The organism is Bradyrhizobium sp. AUGA SZCCT0160 (assembly GCF_018130105.1).
Lineage (GTDB): Bacteria > Pseudomonadota > Alphaproteobacteria > Rhizobiales > Xanthobacteraceae > Bradyrhizobium.
Window position 1 is genome coordinate 683,547 of sequence record NZ_JAFCMD010000001.1, and the last position, 21,470, is coordinate 705,016.

19 protein-coding genes are annotated in these 21,470 nt (G+C 61.9%); 15 read left to right on the forward strand and 4 right to left on the reverse strand.

Annotated elements, in window-relative coordinates; genetic code table 11:
• Window positions 1-10: 10 nt before the first annotated feature.
• On the reverse strand, window positions 11-967 hold the full coding sequence (locus JQ558_RS03230; protein ID WP_212276035.1) for a tripartite tricarboxylate transporter substrate binding protein: 957 nt from the start codon (window positions 965-967) through the stop codon (window positions 11-13).
• A 480-nt stretch (window positions 968-1,447) separates the two neighbouring features.
• Here JQ558_RS03230 and JQ558_RS03235 point away from each other — a divergent pair, with 480 nt between their 5' ends.
• The 10 genes from JQ558_RS03235 to JQ558_RS03280 all read left to right on the forward strand — a co-directional run bounded on the left by JQ558_RS03235 (window position 1,448) and on the right by JQ558_RS03280 (window position 13,098).
• Complete coding sequence (locus JQ558_RS03235; protein WP_212292813.1) at window positions 1,448-2,170, forward strand: FadR/GntR family transcriptional regulator; 723 nt, start codon at window positions 1,448-1,450, stop codon at window positions 2,168-2,170.
• A gap of 14 nt (window positions 2,171-2,184) precedes the next feature.
• Window positions 2,185-3,123, forward strand: a complete 939-nt coding sequence (locus tag JQ558_RS03240; RefSeq protein WP_409410482.1) for a dihydrodipicolinate synthase family protein — start codon at window positions 2,185-2,187, stop codon at window positions 3,121-3,123.
• Between the two features lie 39 nt (window positions 3,124-3,162).
• Window positions 3,163-4,092: a Gfo/Idh/MocA family protein gene (locus JQ558_RS03245; protein WP_212292815.1), complete on the forward strand. Its 930-nt coding sequence runs from the start codon at window positions 3,163-3,165 to the stop codon at window positions 4,090-4,092.
• A 1-nt stretch (window position 4,093) separates the two neighbouring features.
• Window positions 4,094-5,200 (forward strand): aldose epimerase family protein, encoded by a 1,107-nt coding sequence (locus tag JQ558_RS03250; protein WP_312014949.1) that lies wholly within the window; start codon window positions 4,094-4,096, stop codon window positions 5,198-5,200.
• A 10-nt stretch (window positions 5,201-5,210) separates the two neighbouring features.
• The gene (locus JQ558_RS03255; protein ID WP_212292817.1) at window positions 5,211-6,098 is read left to right on the forward strand and encodes an SMP-30/gluconolactonase/LRE family protein; all 888 of its coding nucleotides are present in this window, start codon (window positions 5,211-5,213) and stop codon (window positions 6,096-6,098) included.
• Between the two features lie 183 nt (window positions 6,099-6,281).
• Complete coding sequence (chvE, locus tag JQ558_RS03260; RefSeq protein ID WP_212276039.1) at window positions 6,282-7,346, forward strand: multiple monosaccharide ABC transporter substrate-binding protein; 1,065 nt, start codon at window positions 6,282-6,284, stop codon at window positions 7,344-7,346.
• A gap of 104 nt (window positions 7,347-7,450) precedes the next feature.
• On the forward strand, window positions 7,451-9,040 hold the full coding sequence (mmsA, locus tag JQ558_RS03265) for a multiple monosaccharide ABC transporter ATP-binding protein (protein ID WP_212276040.1): 1,590 nt from the start codon (window positions 7,451-7,453) through the stop codon (window positions 9,038-9,040).
• Window positions 9,037-10,227: a multiple monosaccharide ABC transporter permease gene (gene mmsB / locus JQ558_RS03270; RefSeq protein WP_212205846.1), complete on the forward strand. Its 1,191-nt coding sequence runs from the start codon at window positions 9,037-9,039 to the stop codon at window positions 10,225-10,227. Before mmsA ends, mmsB begins: the two co-directional genes overlap by 4 nt.
• 92 nt (window positions 10,228-10,319) lie before the next feature.
• Window positions 10,320-11,903, forward strand: coding sequence for a GMC family oxidoreductase (locus JQ558_RS03275; RefSeq protein WP_212292818.1), 1,584 nt, complete (start codon window positions 10,320-10,322; stop codon window positions 11,901-11,903).
• Between the two features lie 28 nt (window positions 11,904-11,931).
• The gene (locus JQ558_RS03280) at window positions 11,932-13,098 is read left to right on the forward strand and encodes a M20 family metallopeptidase (RefSeq protein WP_249142291.1); all 1,167 of its coding nucleotides are present in this window, start codon (window positions 11,932-11,934) and stop codon (window positions 13,096-13,098) included.
• 267 nt (window positions 13,099-13,365) lie between these two features.
• On the opposite strand, the gene JQ558_RS03285 is transcribed toward JQ558_RS03280, so the two are convergent.
• Window positions 13,366-13,848, reverse strand: coding sequence for a MarR family winged helix-turn-helix transcriptional regulator (locus tag JQ558_RS03285; RefSeq protein WP_212276042.1), 483 nt, complete (start codon window positions 13,846-13,848; stop codon window positions 13,366-13,368).
• Window positions 13,849-13,973: 125 nt separating this feature from the next.
• On the opposite strand from JQ558_RS03285, the gene JQ558_RS03290 reads away from it, so the two are divergent.
• Window positions 13,974-15,899, forward strand: coding sequence for an FAD-binding monooxygenase (locus JQ558_RS03290; protein ID WP_212292819.1), 1,926 nt, complete (start codon window positions 13,974-13,976; stop codon window positions 15,897-15,899).
• A gap of 237 nt (window positions 15,900-16,136) precedes the next feature.
• Window positions 16,137-17,069 carry an N-carbamoyl-D-amino-acid hydrolase gene (locus JQ558_RS03295; RefSeq protein ID WP_212292820.1) on the forward strand — a complete coding sequence of 311 codons (933 nt, stop codon included), beginning with the start codon at window positions 16,137-16,139 and terminating at the stop codon, window positions 17,067-17,069.
• 56 nt (window positions 17,070-17,125) lie between these two features.
• Here the strand turns inward: JQ558_RS03295 and JQ558_RS03300 are convergent, their stop codons facing one another.
• Window positions 17,126-17,788, reverse strand: a complete 663-nt coding sequence (locus JQ558_RS03300; protein WP_212205885.1) for an aspartate/glutamate racemase family protein — start codon at window positions 17,786-17,788, stop codon at window positions 17,126-17,128.
• Window positions 17,789-17,995: 207 nt separating this feature from the next.
• Between JQ558_RS03300 and hydA the strand changes: the two genes are divergently transcribed.
• The 3 genes from hydA to JQ558_RS03315 all read left to right on the forward strand — a co-directional run bounded on the left by hydA (window position 17,996) and on the right by JQ558_RS03315 (window position 20,756).
• Window positions 17,996-19,465, forward strand: a complete 1,470-nt coding sequence (gene hydA / locus JQ558_RS03305) for a dihydropyrimidinase (protein WP_212292821.1) — start codon at window positions 17,996-17,998, stop codon at window positions 19,463-19,465.
• A gap of 666 nt (window positions 19,466-20,131) precedes the next feature.
• Complete coding sequence (locus tag JQ558_RS37080) at window positions 20,132-20,320, forward strand: hypothetical protein (protein ID WP_249142292.1); 189 nt, start codon at window positions 20,132-20,134, stop codon at window positions 20,318-20,320.
• 136 nt (window positions 20,321-20,456) lie between these two features.
• The gene (locus JQ558_RS03315) at window positions 20,457-20,756 is read left to right on the forward strand and encodes a hypothetical protein (RefSeq protein WP_212292823.1); all 300 of its coding nucleotides are present in this window, start codon (window positions 20,457-20,459) and stop codon (window positions 20,754-20,756) included.
• Between the two features lie 26 nt (window positions 20,757-20,782).
• On the opposite strand, the gene JQ558_RS03320 is transcribed toward JQ558_RS03315, so the two are convergent.
• Entirely contained in the window at window positions 20,783-21,142 is a 360-nt protein-coding gene (locus JQ558_RS03320) for a hypothetical protein (protein WP_212292824.1), read from the reverse strand.
• Window positions 21,143-21,470: the final 328 nt, after the last annotated feature.

Below are 21,470 nucleotides of genomic sequence, written 5' to 3' on the forward strand. Positions count from 1 at the left end.
ATCGTCGGCGTCACTGAGGTACGATGCCGGCTTCTTTGGTCAGCGTTGCCCAACGCTCGATGTCGGCAGCCACGTGCTCGGCGAATTGTTTCGGCGAGAGCCACTGCGCTTCGAAGCCGATTTCGGCGAGGCGCTGGCGGACCGCGGGTTCGTCCAGGATTTCTCGGAGCGCCCCCGACAGCTGTTCAACCACCTCCGGCGGGGTCCCCTTGGGGGCGAACACGCCGGTCCACGCGGAGAGATTTCCTAAATCAACTCCCTGCTCCTGTACGGTCGGCAGTTCGGAGAGCAGCTTGGTCCGGTCCTTGGTGATGGTCACGAGCGCGCGAAGCTGGCCCGATCGCGCCAGCGGCAGGGTAGAAGTCACATCGTTGAACATCAGGGAAACGCGACCGGCAATGACGTCGGTAATGGCCTCCGGACTGCTCTTGTACGGCACGGCCTGGACATCGATACCGGCGCGCCGTTTGAACATTTCACCGGCAAGCTGGCCCAGCGCGTTCGAATAGGCAAACGACATCGTGCCGGGCTTCTGCTTTGCAAGCGCGATCAACTCGCCGACGCTTTTGGCTTCGATCCCGGGATTGACGACGAGGATATAGGGGAACAGGCCGACACGGGAGACGGGCGCAAAGTCGTCCTTGGGGGAATACTGGATGGATTTGAGCAGACTGGGGTTGGCGGCATGCGTGGATGATCCGCCGAACATCAGTGTGTAGCCGTCCGGTGCGGAGCGCGCGGTCGCGACCGCACCGATTGCGCCGCTCGCGCCGGCGCGGTTTTCCACCACGATGGTCGTCTTGAGCATTTCGGCGAGCCGTTGGGTGACAATCCGGGCCACGCCGTCCGTGCCGCTGCCCGCGCCGAACGGCACGATCACGGTGATCCGACGGGAGGGGTATGTTTCTGCCGTTGCGACGCCGCACACGGCAAGAAGCGTTGCGAACGCAAGCACGGTACGGCGCATGGATCTGCTCCAAATGTCCACTGTCGATTCCCTCGGAGTGATGAAAGCCGGTTTGGCCGTGAAAAATGCAACGGCGCACAGTGTTTTGGCTGAAGACATCGGTGGCGCCAGGTGTCCGGCGCAGCGCTCGAGACGCTTTTTTCGACCGACGATGCGGTTGCCCGCAGGTCGCCGTTCATACCGGTTCATCGCTACAGTGTCTACAGTTTTCAGTTTTTTGCCCACGATGTGGAAACTGTTGACATGGTGTGGCGCCAACCGCGTACCTTTACGCAAAGGCCGTGACAGGGACCGGAGGTCTTGCGGATACAAAGCAGGGAAGCAGGGATCAAAGAAAGTCATACTAATATGATAATATGCTATACAGGGCCCGGCGGTTGTGGCATGGGGGACATCGCGACAGCTTGATCTCGCCCGAAGAGGCGCGACGGTCCGCAACGATTAGGGAGCGAAACCAGCCATGACTCCGCGAGACCTGTCATGAGGTCCGACCGGGTTGTGATCGCGCCGGGCCGCGGTCATTTCAGCCAGGTGGAAGTGACCCGGACGATCGGGATCGACATCATTGTCGGCCGCTATCCGGAAGGCGCCAGTCTGCCGCGCGATGCGGAGCTGACTGCCATGTTCGACGTCTCGCGCACCGTATTGCGTGAAAGCGTCAAGACGTTGTCCGCCAAGGGATTGCTTAACGCCAAGGCGGGCGTCGGCACGCGGGTCAGGGAACGTTCGGCCTGGAACATGTTCGATTCCGACGTGCTCGGCTGGCACCTCGAAGCCGGGATCGACAAGCGGTTTCTTCGCGATCTGGCCGACATCCGCCTCGCCGTCGAGCCGCATGCCGCAGCCCTTGCCGCCGGGCGACGGGCGGATGATGCGGTCGCTCAACTGCGCGACAGCATCGCAAAAATGCGCAGCTTTGCTTCTGATTCAATTGAATTCGCCGATGCCGATCTTCGGCTGCACCTCGACATCGCGACCAGTTCGGCCAACCCGTTCATGCGATCGATCGGCGCCGTGATCGAGGCGGCATTGCGCGCGTCGTTTCGGCTGAGCGCGCCGACCGAGGAGCGCGAGCGCGAACTCACCATCGCAGCCCACGAACGAATTGTCGACGCAATCGCCGAGCGGAATGCCGAGGCGGCCTCTGCGGCGATGAAGGAAGTTATCTTCAACGGCCTGCGCCGCCACGGCGCGGCTGGTTAAGGCGAAAGCGGAGAATGGTCATGGCAGCTTCCACCGTCGAGCGGCCCTATAAGGGCGTGTTTCCAGTCGTGCCGACGGTGTTTGACGGCGACGGCCGGCTCGATCTCGATGGACAGAAACGTGCCGTCGATTGCATGATCGATGCCGGCTCGCAGGGACTGTGCATCCTCGCCAACTTCTCCGAGCAGTTCGTGTTGACCGACGCCGAGCGCGACACGGTGCTCGACGCCGTATTGAACCACGTCGCGGGACGCGTCCCCGTCATCGTCACGACCACGCATTTTGCTTCGCACATCTGTGCTGAACGTTCGCGGCGAGCCCAGCAGGCCGGCGCCGCGATGGTGATGGTGATGCCGCCCTATCATGGCGCGACCATCCGGGTCGGGGAAAACGCCATCTACGAGTTTTTCCGCACCGTTTCGGATGCGATCTCGATTCCGATCATGATCCAGGATGCGCCGGTCGCCGGCACGGCCCTGTCAGCGGCTTTTCTCGCCCGCATGGCGCGCGAACTCGCGAACATCGCCTATTTCAAGATCGAGACGCCCCAGGCTGCCGCCAAGCTGCGCGAGTTGATCGCGCTCGGCGGCGCGGCGATCGAAGGTCCGTGGGACGGCGAGGAAGCGATCACGCTGATGGCCGACCTTGATGCCGGCGCGACCGGCGCCATGACCGGCGGCGGTTATCCCGACGGCATTCGCCAAATCACCGATCCGTATTTCGCCGGCCGCCGCGCCGAGGCGGTTGCGGCCTATGAACGCTGGCTGCCGCTGATCAACTATGAAAACCGCCAGTGCGGCCTGATCGCCTGCAAGGCGCTGATGAAGGAAGGCGGCGTCATCAGGCACGAGACCGTTCGTCTTCCGCTTCAACCGCTGCATCCGGCCGTGCGGGCGGGCCTGATGGAAATCGCGAACCGGCTGAGTCCGCTGGTGCTGCGCTGGGGCAAGTGAGCCGCAGACATCGTTCCTCAAACGTCGGGAAGAACTGACGTGACCACCATTCGCATTGCCATCGTCGGCCTCGGCAAGATCGCCAGGGATCAGCATATCCCTGCGATATCAGGCACCGACGGCATCGAACTTGCGGCGATCGCCAGCCGCAACGCTTCGATCGAAGGGATCATGCATTTTGCGACGCTTGACGAACTGCTGGGTGCCAGGCCCGACATCGATGCCGTTGCGCTGTGCACGCCGCCCCAGATGCGCCATGCGCAGGCGGCGGCCGCGCTGAAGGCTGGCAAGCACGTGCTGCTCGAGAAGCCGCCGGGCGCCACCGTCAGTGAACTCGATCCTCTGGTCGCTGCGGCTAGGCAAACCGGACGAACGCTGTTTGCAACCTGGCATTCGCGTTTTGCGCCGGCCGTCGAACCCGCAAGAAATTTTCTCAGCGCTCGACAGATCAAGTCGGTGGTCGTCGAATGGAAGGAGGATGTCAGGGTATGGCATCCCGGCCAGGCTTGGATCTGGGAGCCGGGCGGGCTTGGCGTATTCGATCCCGGCATCAACGCGCTTTCGATCCTGACCCGCATCCTGCCGCGGCCGTTCTTTCTGACGGAAGCCGAGTTGTCCTTCCCGCGCAATCGCGCGGCGCCGATTGCGGCCGATCTCGTCTTTTCGGACGAGACGGGGATTCCGATCCGGGCGGAATTCGACTGGCGCCAGACCGGTCCGCAGATCTGGGATATCCGGGTCGAGACGGACGCCGGGTGGTTGACGCTCGCTTCCGGCGGCAGCCATCTCTCGCATGATGGCCATATCCTGGTTGACGAGCAGCAGGCGGAGTATCGCGGCATCTATCGGCGCTTCGTCGAACTGATCGCAAGCAGTGCGTCCGATGTCGATCTGTCGCCGCTGGTCCATGTCGCCGATGCCTTCATGCTCGGCCGGCGCCGCGACGTCGAACCATTCATCGAGGTATGACGTGACGCAGGCAGGCCAATCACAGACAGCGAAGATTGTTCGCGAGATATTCGGGCATCTTCCGGACGGCACCGCGATCGAAATGGTGCGGCTGCGCGGTGCGGATGGTTTCGAGGTGCGCCTCATCACCTATGGTGCGGCGCTGCAGTCCATCTTCGTACCTGACCGGGCCGGGCGCCTCGCCGATGTGGTCCTTGGCCGCGATGATCTTGCAGGCTATCTCGCGGTTCGGCGTTTCCTCGGCGCCACGGTCGGGCGCTATGCCAACCGGATCGCGGGCGGCACCTTCGAGCTGGATGGCGAACGCTTTCAACTGCCCACCAATGACGGAGCCAACGCGCTGCATGGTGGGCTGCAAGGCTTCGATCGCAAACCATGGACCATCACGGCGATGGGTGAAGACCCGTCTCCGTTCGTCACGCTGTCCTATGTCAGTCCTGATAGCGAGGAGGGCTATCCCGGGACGCTGAAAACCGAGATCACCTATCGCATTTCCGGTGGCAGCGAACTCGCGCTCGAATTCTCAGGGGTGACCGACAAGCCGACCATCGTCAATCTGACCAACCACAGCTTTTTCAATCTGGCCGGCGTCGAGTCCGGTGGCGGCGTGCTCGATCATCATCTGACGATCGCGGCGGACACATATCTGCCGATCAGCGCCGCCGGCATTCCGTTGGGCCCGCCCGGCAAGGTCGATGCAACGCCGTTTGATTTTCGGAAATCCTGTCCGGTCGGCGCCCGCCTGCGCGATGCGACCGAACAGGTTCTGATCCGGCAAGGCTACGACCACAATTTCTGTCTGCCCGGGGGCGCGACCACGGAGCCGCGCTTTGCCGCCCGCGTGGAAGACCCGAAGTCGGGCCGGGTTCTCGAACTCTGGACCAACCAGCCGGGCGTCCAGTTCTATTCCGGCAATTTTCTCGACGGGTCCGTGACCGGCAAGTATGGCCGCGTTCACCGACAGTACGACGCGCTCTGCCTGGAACCACAGGTCTATCCCGACACGCCAAACCGTCCCGACTTTCCATCGGCGCGGCTCGATCCCGGGCAGACCTATCGTCACACATCGCTGTATCGATTCTCGGTGAGTAAGGTTGCAGGGGAATAAGGGAGCTCGCGTGGAAGAAGTCGGCACCAGCATCCTGAGCGATTGGCATTGCCATCTCGGCGAGGGCTGCGCCTATGATGCGGCGACCGACACCGCATGGTGGTTCGATATCATCGAGCGCCAATTGTTTCAGGCCGACCTTGCATCCGGCGCGGTCACTTCGCACGCGCTTCCGTTGATGGCGAGCGTGCTGGCGTTCATCGACGACCAGCGCCAATTGCTTGCGACCGAGAATGGGCTCTATGTCCGCGATATCGCGGATGGCCGCCTCACGCTTCATATGCCGCTCGAAGCGGACAATGCGGCAACCCGCTCCAACGACGGGCGCGTGCATCCCTGCGGCGCGCTCTGGATCGGGACCATGGGCCGCAACGCGGAAAAGGGAGCCGGCGCGATATATCGCTTTTACCGCGGCGAGCTGCTTCGGCTCTATGGCGACATTAGCATCCCGAACGCAATCTGCTTTTCGCCCGACGGCGCCACGGCCTATTTCACCGATAGCAGCGAGGGCGTCCTTTACCGCGTCGCCGTCGACCCGGCGAATGCGGTGCCGATCGGAGACCCCGAGACACTCTATGATAACAGTGGCGGGATAGGCGGCCTGGATGGCGCCGTGGTCGACGCCGAGGGGTTGATCTGGAATGCGCGCTGGGGCGGATCCTGCATCGATGTCTATACCCCGGAGGGCGATCGGGTCCGCACCATCAGGATTCCGGCGAAGCAGCCGAGTTGCCCGGTCTTTGTCGGCCGGAATTTCGCTTCGCTGCTGGTCACCACGGCCTGGGAGGGCATGGACGAGCATGCGAGGGCTGCCGACCCGCACCACGGCCAAACCTTCGTTCTCGACGTCGGCGCACGGGGGCGGCCGGAACCTCGCATCAGGCTCGGTCACACATGATGGGTCGCTTCACAATACGGCGCATGAGCGCTGCATGTACTTGCGGAACCACAAGGTGTGACCGATCATCCGTTCACGTCTCCGCCGACCCGACGTTCCCCAATGATGCGCCGATACGTTACCGGCGCCAAAAGCAAACCGCTGATAACGCGGCGATTAACGCTCAACACCTGGGAGTGAAACATGAAACTACTCAAATCTGCTCTATCGGCCGTCTTGCTCGGCGCGGTCGCCCTTGCGGAACCCGCGCTCGCGCAAACCAAGCCCACTGTAGGCATCGCCATGCCCACCAAGGCTTCGGCGCGCTGGATCGATGACGGCAACAATATCGTCAAGGTGCTGAAGGAGCGCGGTTACAACACCGACCTGCAATACGCCGAAGACGATATTCCGAACCAGCTCTCTCAGATCGAGAACATGGTGACCAAGGGCGCCAAGGTACTGGTGATTGCTTCGATCGACGGCACCACCCTGTCCGACGTGCTCAAGCAGGCCAAGGACAAGGGCATTACCGTAATCGCCTATGACCGGCTGATCCGCGACACCCCCAACGTCGACTATTATGCGACGTTCGACAATTTTCAGGTCGGCGTGCAGCAGGCGCAGTCGATCGAGCAGGGGCTGAAGCTGAAGGAAGGCAAGGGCCCGTTCAACATCGAGCTGTTCGGCGGCTCACCCGACGACAACAACGCCTACTTCTTCTACAACGGCGCGATGTCGGTGCTGCAGCCCTATATCGACAGCGGCAAGCTCGTGGTCGTGAGCAAGCAGATGGGAATGGACAAGGTCTCGACGCTGCGCTGGGACGGCGCCACGGCGCAGGCCCGGATGGATAATCTGCTCAGCGCGTTCTACACCACCAAACGGGTCGACGCGGTGCTTTCGCCCTATGACGGCCTTTCGATCGGCATCCTGTCGTCGCTCAAGGGCGTCGGCTACGGCAGCGGCAATATGCCGATGCCGATCGTGAGCGGTCAGGACGCCGAAGTGCCTTCCATCAAATCGATGCTGCGCGGCGAGCAATACTCCACGATCTTCAAGGATACCCGCGACCTTGCCAAGGTCACCGCCGACATGGTGGACGCGGCGTTGAGCGGCAAGACCGTAACGGTCAACGACACCACCACCTACAAGAATGGTGTCAAGGTCGTGCCGTCCTATTTGCTCAAGCCTGTCGTCGTCGACAAGACCAATTGGGAGAAAGTCCTGATCGACGGCGGTTATTACAAGAAGGCGCAAATCAACTAAGACGAGTTGTGACAAAGCGGATGGCCGTGGCAAAAGCGCGAAGCGCGTCTTCGTGGCATACGCCGCGGCCATCCCTGCCTTCCTGCCGGTTCCAGGGAATTTGAATGGCCACATTGCTTGAAATGCGCGGTATCGGCAAAGCCTTCGCCGGCGTCAAAGCGCTCGACGACGTCAATTTCACCGTGAGGCAGGGCGAGATCCACGCGCTGGTGGGCGAGAACGGCGCCGGCAAATCGACCTTGATGAAGGTGCTGAGCGGCGTCTATCCCGATGGCAGCTATGACGGCAGCATCATCTATGACGGCCAGGAGCGCCACTTCCGCGACATCAACGATTCCGAGGCGCTCGGCATCATCATCATTCATCAGGAGCTGGCGCTGATCCCGCTGCTCTCGATCGCGGAGAATATCTTCATTGCCAATCCGCCGTCGCGCTTCGGCATGATCGATCGCGACGCGGTCTACCGACGGTCGCAGCAGCTGCTGGCGAAAGTGGGGCTCAATGAGGCGCCGGATACGCTGGTCACCGATATCGGCGTCGGCAAGCAGCAACTGGTGGAGATTGCAAAGGCGCTGTCCAAGGAAGTGCGCCTTCTGATTCTCGACGAGCCGACCGCCAGCCTCAACGAAAGCGACAGCGCGGCGCTGCTCGACCTTCTGCTCGAGTTTCGCTCCCATGGCATGTCCGCGGTCCTGATCTCGCACAAGCTCAACGAGGTGGCCCGCGTCGCCGACCGCATCACGGTGCTGCGCGATGGCCGTACTGTCGATACGCTGGATTGTGAGCTAGGTGCGGTCGAGGAAGATCGTATCATCCGCAAGATGGTGGACCGGGATCTGGAGCATCGTTTCCCGAAGCGGGAGCCTGCGATAGGCGAGGTGGTGTTCAAGGTCGAGAACTGGTCGGTCTATCATCCCCAGCATGCCGATCGGCAGGTCATCAAGAATGTGGACTTCCAGGTTCGCCGCGGCGAGATCGTCGGTATCGCCGGTTTGATGGGCGCGGGGCGCACCGAATTCGCCATGAGCCTGTTCGGCCGTTCCTGGGGCCGCAACATCACGGGTCGCGCCTTGCTGCATGGTCGCGAGATCGACCTCTCGACCGTGAGCCGCGCCATCGACGCTGGCCTCGCCTACGTCACCGAGGATCGCAAGCAGCTCGGCCTGCTGCTCGCTGAAGACGTGCGCAAGAACATCACGCTTGCCAATCTCGATAGCGTCGCAGCCGGCCGCGTCATCGACGACATCAAGGAGTTGCAGGTGGCGAGCGATTATCGTAACCGCATGCGCATCCGCTGTTCCGATGTCTATCAGACGTCCGGCAACCTGTCCGGCGGCAACCAGCAAAAGGTGGTGCTGTCGAAATGGCTGTTCACCGATCCGGAAATCCTGATCCTGGACGAGCCGACCCGCGGTATCGACATCGGCGCCAAGTATGAGATCTATTGCATCATCAACGAGCTGGCCGATGCCGGCAAGGCCGTCATCGTGATCTCGTCGGAAATGCCGGAATTGCTCGGGATCTGTGACCGCATCTGCGTCATGAACGGTGGGGCCTTTGTCGGCGAGTTCGATCACGCCGAGGCGACGCAGGAAAAAATCATGCGCGTCATCGTGCGCAAGGGCGAACAACTGGTCGACAGAGACCTGGAACGAAAACTGGAAGAGAAGCTATTGGGAGAGGCGCATCCATGAGCGATAACACCGTGATGCTTCCCGAGGCGCGCAAGCATGCGGGCTTTCTCAAGGCCAATTTGCGCGAATACGGCATGTTGTTGTCGCTGTTCGCAATCATGCTGTTCTTCGAGGTCGTTACCGACGGCACGCTGCTGCGCCCGCTCAACCTCACCAATCTGGTGCTGCAGAACAGCTATATCGTGATCATGGCGCTCGGCATGCTCTTGGTCATCGTCACCGGGCACATCGATCTGTCGGTCGGATCGGTCGCGGGTTTCATCGGCGCGATCGCCGCGGTGCTGATGGTACGTTACGGTATGCATTTCATTCCAGCCGCGATCATCTGCCTCGCGCTCGGTGGACTGATCGGCGCGGCACAGGGTTACTGGGTAGCCTATTTCAAGATTCCGTCCTTTATCGTCACGCTGGCCGGCATGCTGGTGTTCAAGGGGCTGGCGCTGGCGGTGTTGCAAGGTCAATCGGTCGGCCCGTTTTCACCGACGTTCCAGAAACTTTCCTCCGGGTTCATTCCTGAACTGTTCCCCGGCGCCGGCTCGCTCAACCCGACCTCGCTATTGATCGGCGCCGTGCTGGCGCTTGGCCTGGTATACGTCAGCGTCACGACGCGCGCCCGCCGGGCCAGCCATGGTGTCGAGGTCGAGCCCACCGCTTTCTTTGCGCTCAAGAACGCAGTCCTGTTCGGCGTGGTGATGTATTTTACCTATCTGATCGCTTCGCATCGTGGTCTCCCCAACGTACTGGTGATCATGATCGCGCTGATCGCGCTCTATGGTTTCGTCACCGCGCGAACCACCATTGGCCGGCAGATCTATGCCGTCGGCGGCAATGAAAAGGCGGCCAAGCTTTCCGGCATCAAGACCGAACGGCTGACCTTCCTCACCTTCGTCAACATGGGTGTGCTGGCCGCGCTCGCCGGCCTGGTGTTCGCAGCAAGGCTCAACACCGCGACACCAAAGGCCGGGGTCGGCTTCGAGCTCGACGTGATCGCCGCATGCTTCATCGGCGGGGCCTCGGCCTATGGCGGCGTCGGGCGGGTCGCCGGCGCCGTGATCGGCGCGCTGATCATGGGGGTGATGAACAATGGCATGTCGATCCTCGGCATCGGGATCGACTACCAGCAGGTGATCAAGGGCCTCGTGTTGCTGGGCGCGGTATGTCTTGACGTCTATAACCAGCGACGCTGAGGTGGCACAGTTCGCTTAGCGCCGCTATCGTGTCAGTCTGCGGTTTGTACCCTCCGCGATTGCGATTTTCTGGAACATCGAGAAGTAACGCCATGTATGACGTCATTGTAGTCGGCGGCGGTTCTGCCGGTGCCGCGGTTGCCGCCCGGCTCTCCGAGGATCCTGCCAGGCGCGTGCTGCTGCTGGAAGCGGGCCTCGACTGGCGTGCCGATGAGGCGCCCTGGGAAGTCCGGACGCCGAACCCAATTCCGATCATTCACCAGCGCGAATATCAGGAGAAATGGCAGTGGCCTAATCTGCTGACGCGCCGGGTGGCGGGGCAGGAGGCACGCTTCTATTGGCGCGGTAAGGGACTCGGCGGCAGTTCGATGATGAACGGCCAGATCGCCATCCGCGGTGTGGCTGACGCGTTCGACGAATGGGCGGCCGGTGGCTGCACCGGCTGGTCCGCAAAAGAGGTCATGCCGCTGTTCTCGGTCATCGAGGATGATTTCGAGTTCGGCGACCGCGCAGGCCATGGCCGCGGCGGACCGTTGCCGGTCTATCGCGCGCCGCCGGAGAAGTGGGGGGCGATCGATCGTGGACTCCGCGACGCCGCGCTGGCATCGGGATATCCGTGGTGTGCCGATCTCAACGGACCGGATGGCGAGGGCGTCGCCTGCTATCCGATCAACAGCCGCGACAGCCGCCGCATCACCACCAATGAAGCCTATCTGGAGCCGGCGCGCGGCCGCGCCAATCTGGAAATCCGCGGGCATGCGCTGGTCGATCGGCTCCTGATCAGGGACGGCCAGGCAATCGGTGTGCTGGTTCACATCGAAGGGCAGGGCAGTTTGGAAATCAACGCACGCGAGATCGTGCTGTGCGCCGGCGCCATCCACAGCCCGGCGATCCTGCTGCGTTCGGGCATCGGCCCGGCCGACGAGCTGAAGGCGATGGGCATCGCGGTCGAGCGCGACCTGCCGGTCGGCAAGCATTTCTTCGACCATCCGCTGTTTCGCGCCACCATCAAGCTGCGCGAGGAAGTTCGGCCGACAGACCCGGATACGCGTCATACCAATTGCTGCGTGACCTATTCATCCGGGCTTGCGGATGGCGGCAAGCGCGACATGATCCTGATCGCCTTCAACCATCGCGGCATCGGCAACCCCGGCGCCATCGGTGCGGGGCTGTTCAACGCCTATTCGCGCGGCAATTTGAGGCTGGCTTCGACTGATGCTTCGATCGACCCGATCGTCGAGGAAAACATGCTCGCCGATGACCGCGACCTGCTGCGCATGGTCGATGCCGTGAAGCGGCTGGCCGTGCTTACCACCCAGCCGGCGCTGGCTGACATCGCCGAATGGATACGCCTGATCGACACCGATCTGACGCTGCCGCAGGCCGCGGCGCTGCCGAACGGGGAACTCCAAGCGCTGCTCCGCCGCGACACCGGCGACATCCAGCATGCCGCCGGTTCTTGCCGCATGGCTGGCTTCAACGATGCCAATGGCGTGGTGAATCCGGATGGCACCGTGAAGGGCATCGCCGCGCTGCGCGTGGCGGACGCCTCGATCATGCCGTCCGATTGCCGCGCCAATACCCATTTCACCACGGTGGTGATTGGCGAGGCGATTGCGCGCATGATGATGCGGAATACGAGAGTGTCGAACAGCGCTGCCGCGTTGATGCTGTAAGAACTTGGATATGCTTAAAGGAAATACCATGCCCGCCAGTACCGAAACGCAGATCACCGAATGGATCGCGTCGCAAAAGCAATCCATGATCGATCTGTTGCGCGACGTCGTGAATATCGATTCCGGCTCCTACGACAAGGCGGGCGTCGATGCGGTGGGCGCACGATTCGAGCAGCATTTTGCGACACACGGTATCGACGCGTGGCGCGAACCTCATGACGTGTTCGGCGATGCCGTCCATGCGCTGGTGACGAAGCCGGGCAGCAACGAAAAGCCTGTCTTGCTGATGGGGCATCGTGACACGGTGTTTCCCAAGGGCGAGGTGGCGCGCCGGCCGTTCACCATCGAGGACGGCAGGGCCTATGGGCCCGGGGTTGCCGACATGAAGGCCGGTCTGGTGATCAACGCCTTTGTCGCCGCGGCATTCCACAAATTCGGCGGCGCGCCGTGCCCGATCAAGCTGCTGCTTACCGCTGACGAGGAAATCACCTCACCGTCGTCCCGACCGGTGATCGAGCGGGAAGGCCGTGCCGCGCGGGCGGTGTATAATTCCGAGCCCGGCCGGCCGACCGGCAACGTGGTCACCAGCCGCAAGGGCGGCGTGTTCATGCGCTTCGAGATAGCAGGCAAGGCCGCGCATTCCGGCGGCAATTTTGCGGAAGGCATCAGCGCGATCGGCGAGCTCGCGCACAAGATCGTTCAGATCCACGCTTTGACCGACCTTGCAAAAGGCATCACCCTCAATGTCGGGTTGGTCGCCGGTGGCCAGTCGGTCAACACCACTGCGCCGTATGCCGAGGGTCAGATCGACATGCGCTACATCGATCCCGCCGATCGCGCCTCCACACTGGCGGCGATCGAGGCCATTATCGCCACGTCGACGGTGCCGGGCACGACGGCGAAGCTGCACATCAACGGCGAATTCCTGCCGGTGGTGCAGAGTGAGACGTCGAAAATCCTGTTTGATGGCTACCGCGCGGCGGCGAAGGATGCAGGCCTACCCAACGTCGCAGGCGAATTCGCCGGCGGTTGCGCCGATTCCGGCTTCACTGCGAGCGTCGGCACCCCGACGATTTGCGGAGTAGGCCCGGTTGGCGGCAATGCCCATACCGCGCAGGAGTATCTCGAGCTCGACAGCATTGTCCCCCGCGCCCAGGCGCTCGCGCTGGCGATCTTCAGAACTGGCGTCGATTAATCTGCCTGATCTGCGACCGCAATGGCTACCGCGAGCGGCATTGCGGAGCTGAGCTTCATCGACGACGTCGCGGGCGCTCACTCCGACCGTGAGGGCGTGAAAGATTTGTGCGCCAGCGATTACAGATTGCGCAGTAGGCTAAAAAGACAGCAGGCGATGCGATCTGAGTTGGCTGTCGGCAGGAAACGACCGCCTTAAAGTTTGTCAGCATGCGCGCCGAGCAGGAGGGCTGTAGGCTTCCTGGCGTCGCTGCCTGACGAACGAAAGCTATTTCTTTCTGGCGGTGTCTGTCAAAGCCGTTTGCTGCGGTGCGCGGCTTAATTCGTTGCCGGCGGCGATGGCCTTGCGCAAGAGTCGCATGAGTGTCGCGGCCTCGGCATTGGAGAGGCCAGCCAACATGATCCGCTGCGCCGCCTCGACGGCCGGCTCTATCCCGTCGAGGGTCCGATGTCCTTCATCGGTGATCTGCAACGCGTGGGCGCGCCTGTCGGTGCGGCTGGCCTGCCGAACCAGCAAACCTTTCTGCACCAGCCGATCGACAACGCCGGTGATGGTCGTCCGGTCATAGGCGATCAACCCGGCAAGCGTCGCCTGGTCGATTCCGGGCTGCGTCCCGATCGTGGTGAGCGCCGCGTATTGAACGGGGGTGAGGTCATAGCCGGCTTCCTCGACCGCGGCATGGAAGACCGCCACCGCAATCTGCTGGAACCGGCGCGCCAGGTGCCCCGGCTTGTCGTCGTTCTCGGTCACCCAAACCCTCCCTTGACGCGTATACTGATAATAAGCATACTGATTAAATTCGGCAACGGCTTTTTGGAGCCCCAGCAAGCTAAAGCTAGCGGCTTGGAAGTCGCATCAGGCGCGGGGAGGGTTTCGTGCAATTTCATCTGAACGGATTCGAACCCGGCGACCCCGAGATTCAAGATCCGGCACAGCGGGTTGTTGCGTCAGGATCAGCCGGCGCCATTCCGGCGGAGGTCGACATCCTCATCGTCGGCTGCGGTCCGGCCGGGCTGACGCTGGCGGCTCAACTGTCCGCCTTTCCCGACATCAAGACCTGCATCGTCGAACAGAAGCCGGGCCCTTTGCTCCGCGGACAGGCCGATGGCGTTGCCTGCCGCACGATGGAGATGTTCGAAGCCTACGGCTTCAGCGAGCGTGTGCTGAAGGAGGCCTGCTGGATCAACGAGACGACCTTTTGGAAACCCGACCCCGCGCAGCCCGACAACATCGTCCGTAGCGGACGGGTGCAGGACACCGAAGACGGGCTGTCGGAGTTTCCGCATGTCGTCCTGAACCAGGCGCGGGTGCATGATTTCTACCTTGATGTCATGCGCAAATCGCCGTCGCGGCTTGAGCCATATTATGCGCGGCGCCTGCTCGATCTTCAGGTCGACCCTGCGGTCACCTCCGGCGACGATGCCGGTCCACATCTGGTGACCGCCAGGCTGGAGCGGGTCGATCCAGCGCACAAAGGACAGATTGAGACCATCAAGGCGCGCTACGTGGTGGGCTGCGACGGCGCCCGCAGCACGGTGCGCGCGAGCATCGGGCGTACGCTGCGCGGCGACTCCGCCAACCATGCCTGGGGCGTCATGGACGTGCTGGCCGTCACCGACTTTCCCGATGTCCGCTTCAAGTCATTGATACAGTCCGCCAGCCACGGCAGCATCATCATCATCCCGCGGGAAGGCGGCTATCTTTTCAGGCTGTATATCGAACTCGACAAGCTCGATGCCGGGGAGCGGGTTTCCAGCCGCAATATCACGGCCGATGATCTGATCGCGGCGGCGCGGCGCATTTTCAATCCCTATTCGCTCGACGTGAAGGAGATTCCGTGGTGGTCGGTCTATGAGATCGGCCAGCGCCTGTGCGACAAGTTCGATGACGTGCCGGAAGCAGACGTCGCAAAACGTCTGCCGCGTGTGTTCATCGCCGGCGACGCCTGCCACACCCACAGCCCGAAAGCGGGCCAGGGCATGAACGTGTCGATGCAGGACGGCTTCAATCTCGGATGGAAGCTGGCCTCGGTCTTGCGGCAACGCTGCGCACCCAGCCTCCTGCACAGCTATTCGGCCGAACGCCAGGCGATCGCCAAGGAACTGATCGACTTCGACCGCGAATGGGCCGCCTTGCTCGCGTCGAGCAAGGGGTTCGATCCGGCCGAGACGCAGAGCTATTTCGTGAGGCACGGGCGCTACACCGCGGGAACCGCGGCTCGTTACCGGCCCTCGATCCTGACCGGCGAGCCAACCCATCAGCATCTGGCCGAGGGGCTGACGATCGGCATGCGCTTTCATTCCGCGCCGGTCATCCGCCTGGCCGACGCCAAGCCGGTTCACCTCGGCCACACGGTCAGGGCGGACGGACGCTGGCGCATTTTTGCCTTTGCCGGCGCGGAGGATCCCGCCGCGTCCAACTCCGGCATCCGGGCCCTGTGCGACTTCCTTGCGGAGGCGCAGGACTCTCCTGTGCGGAAATTCACCCCTGATGGTGAGGACCTCGACTCGGTGATCGATGTTCGCGCGGTTTTCCAGCAGGATCATCATGCGCTCGCCATCGAGGCGATGCCGTCCTTCCTGCTGCCAGGGAAGGGACGATATGGACTTCGCGACTACGAAAAAATGTTCTGCGCCGACCTGACAGGCGGCAACGACATCTTCACGATGCGCGGCATCGATCGCGAACAGGGATGCATGGTGGTCGTACGGCCAGACCAGTACGTGGCGCACGTTCTGCCGCTCGATAGCTACGGGCCGCTCACGACATTCTTCGACGGCTTCATGACCCGACCGGCCTGAACGCAGCCGGCGCCGATCCGTGACGGCACGCTCGACCATGCGCTGGCGCGCGTCGCGGGGGCGGCGAGCAGAAACGCAGAACTGACGTGCATCACGAGGACTGTCTCCAGAATTGACTTCGTGTGAACCAAAACTTTAACTGATGGCTCGATTGAGCCGGATAGGACTCCGAGCTTCACAGGCTGCTTCATGTTCATGCAAGCGCCGCCTTAAATGGAAGCGCTCAGAAAGGTATCCATGCGCGTCATCACTGTTGCCGCCGCCCAGTTGGGTCCGATCCAGAAAGCCGACAGCCGCGAAACCGTCGTCAAACGCATGATCGCGCTGATGGATGAAGCCAAGGCGAGGGGCGCCGATCTGATCGTCTATCCGGAGCTTGCCCTCACCACGTTCTTTCCACGCTGGTACATGGAGGTCCAGGCTGAGATCGACACCTGGTTCGAACGCGAGATGCCGAACGCGGCGACAAAGCCCTTGTTTGAACGGGCGGCCCACCACAAGATCGCAATGAATTTTGGCTACGCCGAACTGACGCCGGATGGGCATCATTTCAACACCTGCATCCTCACCGACAAGTCCGGAACAATTGTCGGCAAATACCGCAAGGTCCATCTGCCCGGTCATTCGGAGTTCGACACGAAGCGCGCGTTCCAGCATCTGGAGAAGCGCTACTTCGAGCCCGGCGATCTCGGTTTCAACGTCTGGCGTGCGCTCGGCGGAATCTTCGGCATGGCTGTCTGCAACGACCGGCGCTGGCCGGAAACCTACCGCGTGATGGGTCTGCAGGGCGTCGAGATGGTGCTGATCGGCTACAACACACCCTCGGTCAATGCCGAGAAGCGCGAGGAGGGGCCCGAGAAGCGGCTCTTCCACAACAGGCTGTCCGCACAGGCTGGTGCCTACCAGAACTCTACCTGGGTCGTATGCGTCGCCAAGGCCGGCGTCGAGGATGGCCACCCCTTGATCGGCGGCAGCCTGATCGTCAACCCGGACGGAGAGATCGTCCTCGAGGCGAAAACCGAAGAAGATGAATTGCTGGTGTATCCTTGCGACCTCGATGCCACCGATTTCGGCAAGAAGACCATCTTCAACTTCACCAACCACCGCCGCATTGAGCATTATGGCCTGATCACCAGCCGCACCGGCGCGGTGCCGCCGCCGGAAAACTAGATGTCGGGCATCTCCGCGCGGTGGCTTGCACGTAACGGTGAGCTGTCGAACTAAACTCAGTGATGCGAGAACTGCACCGTACCCAATGCCATGGTCACAGCCGCCTGCGTCGGATCGATCACGGGAATCCCGAGCGCTTGTTCCAGCGGCCTTCGGTGACGCGCCATGCCGGCACAGCCCATCACGATGGCGCCGGATCCGTCCTCGTCCTTGAGCGCGCGCCCGACCTCGATCATCTTCGCGAGCGTTCCTTCGCCCGACGCCGTCTCCGCCACGCTCATGTTGAGCGGACGCTCCCGCGTCAGGCGATCCATCAATCCCATCTGCCTGAGGTAGCGGACGTGGCGGCGAATCGAGCGCGGTGCGATCGCAATGACGCCGAAGGTTTCGGCGCGCGCAAGCGCCGTGAGCACGCCGCATTCGGCGATGCCGAAAACGGGCCGGTCCGTCGCTTCGCGGCAGACATGCAGGCCCGGATCGCTGTAGCAGGCAATGACAAAGGCGGCCGAACTGTTGTCGCCTTCGACAAGACGGCGCAGCGGCATCGCCACGCTATCGACGTCGGCCTGGCTCTCGATCCCGTAGGGGCCCTCGGCCAGGGTCTCGCAGACGATCTCCGGTCCGCCTTCAAAGTCGAGTGGCTTCAAGGCTTGCTCCAGGCCTTGTGTCACGAGCTGGTTGGAATTGGGATTGATGACGAGAATGCGGGGCCGGGACATGGTATTTTCCTGCGGGTGACGCGTCCGTTGATACCGCGAGATCGGCGCGCAACAGGATGACAATGGAAGCAATGACCATGCCATCCAGCGATGCATGGTCTACCGTCTGCTGCGAAAGCGCAAGGCAGCGTAACGGTACGATCCATGCTTTTATGGGGTGAGCGCAAGGCCTAGGATTTGAAGGACTTAATTGCTGGAGAGTTTGCCATGACCGAGCCCGCCTACGACCTCCTTATTCGCGGCGGACGCGTCGCGACCGTCAGCGACGTGTTCGAGGCCGACGTCGCCATTTCCGGCGAGACGATCGTCGCGGTCGGCCGCGGGCTGCCGGCCGGGCGACGCGAGATCGATGCGAGCGGCAAGCTGGTGCTGCCCGGCGGTGTCGACAGCCACGCCCATATCGAACAGCTTTCAGCCGCGGGCATCATGAACGCCGATACATTCGAGAGCGCGACGGTCTCGGCCGCCTTCGGCGGCACCACGAGTGTGATCTCGTTCGCGGCCCAGCACGTCGGCATGAAACTGCCGCAGGTGCTGGAGGACTATCACGCGCTGGCTAGAAAGGGCGCGGTGATCGACTACGCCTTTCACATGATCATCGCCGATCCGACAAAGGAAACGCTGGAGACGGACCTGCCGGCATTGATCAAGCAGGGCCATGGCTCGATCAAGATCTTCATGACCTATGATCGCCTGAAGATCGATGACGAGCCGCTGCTCGACATTCTGCTGGCGGCGCGTGACGGCGGTGCGATGCTCTGCGCCCATGCCGAGAACCACGGGATCATTTCCTGGATGGTGAAGCGGCTGCTCGCGCGCGGTTATACCCATCCGAAATATCACGCTATCAGCCATGCCCGCGTTTCCGAAGCGGAGGCGTTCACGCGGTTGATTGGCATGGCTGCGTTGATCGACCAACCGATCATGATCTTCCACGTCTCGACGGCGGAAGGCGCCAAGGTCATCCGCGATGCGCGCGGGCAGGGGCTGAAGGTGTTCGCGGAAACCTGCCCGCAATATCTGTTTCTCACAGCCGATGATCTCGACAAGCCCGGCGTGGAGGGCGCCAAATGGATGTGCAGCCCGCCGCCGCGCCGCGCCGCCGACCAGGAAGCACTGTGGCAGGCGTTGGCGCTCGGCGATCTCCAGACCATTTCGTCCGATCACGCGCCGTACCGGTTCGACGAAACCGGCAAATTGCGGGCCGGCCCCAATCCGAATTTCAAGCAGGTGGCGAACGGTCTGCCGGGCCTTGAAGTCCGGCTGCCGCTGCTGTTCGACGCCATGGTTTCCAGGGGGCGCCTCGGAATCGAAAAGTTCGTCGAACTGACCGCGACGGCGCCCGCAAAGATCTACAATCTGCATCCGCGCAAAGGCTCGATTGCGGTTGGCGCCGATGCGGATATCGCGATCTGGGACCCGGCTCGGGAGGTGACGCTGAGCGATGAAATGATGCATGACCTCACGGGCTATACGCCCTTCGCCGGCCGCAAGCTGCGCGGCTGGCCGGTGACGGTGCTATCGCGCGGGCGCGTCATCGTGTCGGACGGCAAACGTTCGGTCGAAGCGGGCTCAGGGCGTTTCCTCGCACGCACGGGAGGAGAGGCGGCTAAACCGACCGGCCGGCTGGTATCGGATATGGACCCGGAGCAGAATTTCGGGGCGAGGCTCTTGTGATCTGTCCGCGACCATTCTGATCAGCCATGACCTCGGTCTCACCGCTTGGCGTTCCATTCCGTAGGTCCTCCTTTTCGATGCGCAATGACGGCGGAGTGCGGCAAATCAACCCGACGGGCAAATCACTTCTGATTTACGGAAACCATGTCAAGTCCAAAATTTCTGTAAATCAAAAATATTTCTCTTTCCATCGACCCAAATCACCGGCACATTCCCGCCATCCCGTCCTACTCAGAAGGGCGTCGGCCGTCGTCACGGACGTTGGGCGGGTTGCGGTGGACGCTTGTTTACGCTGAGACGACGGCGCGGACTAAGCGTACGGCAAAACCGTGTGGTCCTGGCGCCCGTTGCAGGCGTCAAGCTGTCGGAGAAGCGCAAGCGGGAACGGCAGCGACGGAGTCAACCAAGAACTCGTCTCCGGGGAGATCACGGCATAAGCCGTAAAGCCATTGCGCAGGGAAGGCCGGGTGTTCTCCGCTGCCCTGTATGCTCGTGTGCAGCATTTCTTGTGCTAACCGCACACGGGACCGCGGGTGCAGCGCGCACCCGGTCTTCCCTGCGCCCTCTCATTTGGCATTTGGGGGCACGGAATTTCTGGCAAAGCTCGGGCACTCAGGCCGCGAGATCGCGGATTCATGTCCTCCACCCCTTCTCCGGAAAATGTCCTTGAAGCCCAAATCGGCCCGCACCAGGAAAATCTACACGATGATCCTGTTTGGCATCATCAACTACACTTACACCTGGTACGATCCCAAGGGCGGTCCACAGGAATTCGCGGATATAGCGGTCGAATTATTCCTGCACGGGTTGTGTCCGGAGTTTCGAGCCATTCAAATTTTGAAACGCAGGCGATAGCTTGATGGCGATCACATGAGGGCGTATCGATTGTCCGGCGCCGACGTCGGTCGCGCAGGGTGAGTTTCTCTGAGCACATTGTGGCCTGCGCGGCTGCCCGCCACGGCGCAAACGAGGAAAGAGGATGCGAGCAGTCATGCAATCTGACACGGATAGCGAATCTGCCAGCGTCGAGATGCATCGGTCCATCATGATCGCCTTCTGCGATGTCCTTCGCACCACCCAGCTGCCGCCCATGACGGTAATGATTCTCGCTGCGTCCGCTCTTGGTGCCGTCTACAAGGAAGTCGCCGATCAGCATCGTTGTGACGGCGGATGCACCTGCGGCTGGAAACCCAATCTGCGTGCGGATGTCGAGGCGTTGCAGGCGGCGCTGGCAGCACAGACTGTCCCGTCCAGTGACTTGCGCGTCATGGAGGCCGCCGGACGTGCATGATTCATGCGCGACGCCGGCCGACCTTGTCACGGTCGGTGATCGACGAGGCCGGATCGAAGGCGTGCCCCAAGCCTGTGCGCGCCGGTATGCTTGCGTCGGGCGCCAAAATGGCAAATGACGGCATCGAGGCTTTCGCCGGGCATTCGCAACCTGCGCCCATGCTCGGCCAGCCAGACCTCGATCGTTGCGATCGACGCCTTCCCAAGCCCGGGTATTTCCGAAAGCTCCTGCTTTGTGTGCAACGATAGTATTTCCGGCAGGAAAGCAGCGCGATCGACCGTGTGTCGTACCACCAAAGGCGCGTACGGCGCATTTTCCGTCAACTGGATGATCCGATCCGGCAAAACTGATTCAGGTTTAATGGTCGTGCTCTTTGTCTTGGCCATATGAGACAGACTCACCTTCGACATCACGGGCAGGCTGAATTGGATCGCTTCTAGGTCTGCTCGCAAAAAAGCGCGGTTGCGTCAAATCTCGCGGCTCATTCATGCGTGTGCGTTGCAGGAGAGGTTTGGAACATTTCTAACGGTGACAGGACGTTCGGCTTGTTGCTCCAATGACTGGCTTTTTAAGCAAGGCTAGCGAGGAGGTCGGGCCATTTTCGAAGGTAGTTTCAAATTGTTCTAACCTTGGTTCGATGCAAAATTTTGATCGATTCAAGATCGGCATCGTCAGATGCGATCGTCCTGATGTGAGTGGCAACGATCGGGTTCC

What these genes read in the sequence shown, in the direction of transcription:
- JQ558_RS03230 (WP_212276035.1), bottom strand. Translation starts at nt 967, where the DNA reads ATGCGCCGTACCGTGCTTGCGTTCGCAACGCTTCTTGCCGTGTGCGGC.
- JQ558_RS03235 (WP_212292813.1), top strand. Translation starts at nt 1,448, where the DNA reads ATGAGGTCCGACCGGGTTGTGATCGCGCCGGGCCGCGGTCATTTCAGC.
- JQ558_RS03240 (WP_409410482.1), top strand. Translation starts at nt 2,185, where the DNA reads ATGGTCATGGCAGCTTCCACCGTCGAGCGGCCCTATAAGGGCGTGTTT.
- chvE (WP_212276039.1), top strand. Translation starts at nt 6,282, where the DNA reads ATGAAACTACTCAAATCTGCTCTATCGGCCGTCTTGCTCGGCGCGGTC.
- mmsA (WP_212276040.1), top strand. Translation starts at nt 7,451, where the DNA reads ATGGCCACATTGCTTGAAATGCGCGGTATCGGCAAAGCCTTCGCCGGC.
- mmsB (WP_212205846.1), top strand. Translation starts at nt 9,037, where the DNA reads ATGAGCGATAACACCGTGATGCTTCCCGAGGCGCGCAAGCATGCGGGC.
- JQ558_RS03275 (WP_212292818.1), top strand. Translation starts at nt 10,320, where the DNA reads ATGTATGACGTCATTGTAGTCGGCGGCGGTTCTGCCGGTGCCGCGGTT.
- JQ558_RS03280 (WP_249142291.1), top strand. Translation starts at nt 11,932, where the DNA reads ATGCCCGCCAGTACCGAAACGCAGATCACCGAATGGATCGCGTCGCAA.
- JQ558_RS03295 (WP_212292820.1), top strand. Translation starts at nt 16,137, where the DNA reads ATGCGCGTCATCACTGTTGCCGCCGCCCAGTTGGGTCCGATCCAGAAA.
- JQ558_RS03300 (WP_212205885.1), bottom strand. Translation starts at nt 17,788, where the DNA reads ATGTCCCGGCCCCGCATTCTCGTCATCAATCCCAATTCCAACCAGCTC.
- hydA (WP_212292821.1), top strand. Translation starts at nt 17,996, where the DNA reads ATGACCGAGCCCGCCTACGACCTCCTTATTCGCGGCGGACGCGTCGCG.
- JQ558_RS03315 (WP_212292823.1), top strand. Translation starts at nt 20,457, where the DNA reads ATGCAATCTGACACGGATAGCGAATCTGCCAGCGTCGAGATGCATCGG.
- JQ558_RS03320 (WP_212292824.1), bottom strand. Translation starts at nt 21,142, where the DNA reads ATGGCCAAGACAAAGAGCACGACCATTAAACCTGAATCAGTTTTGCCG.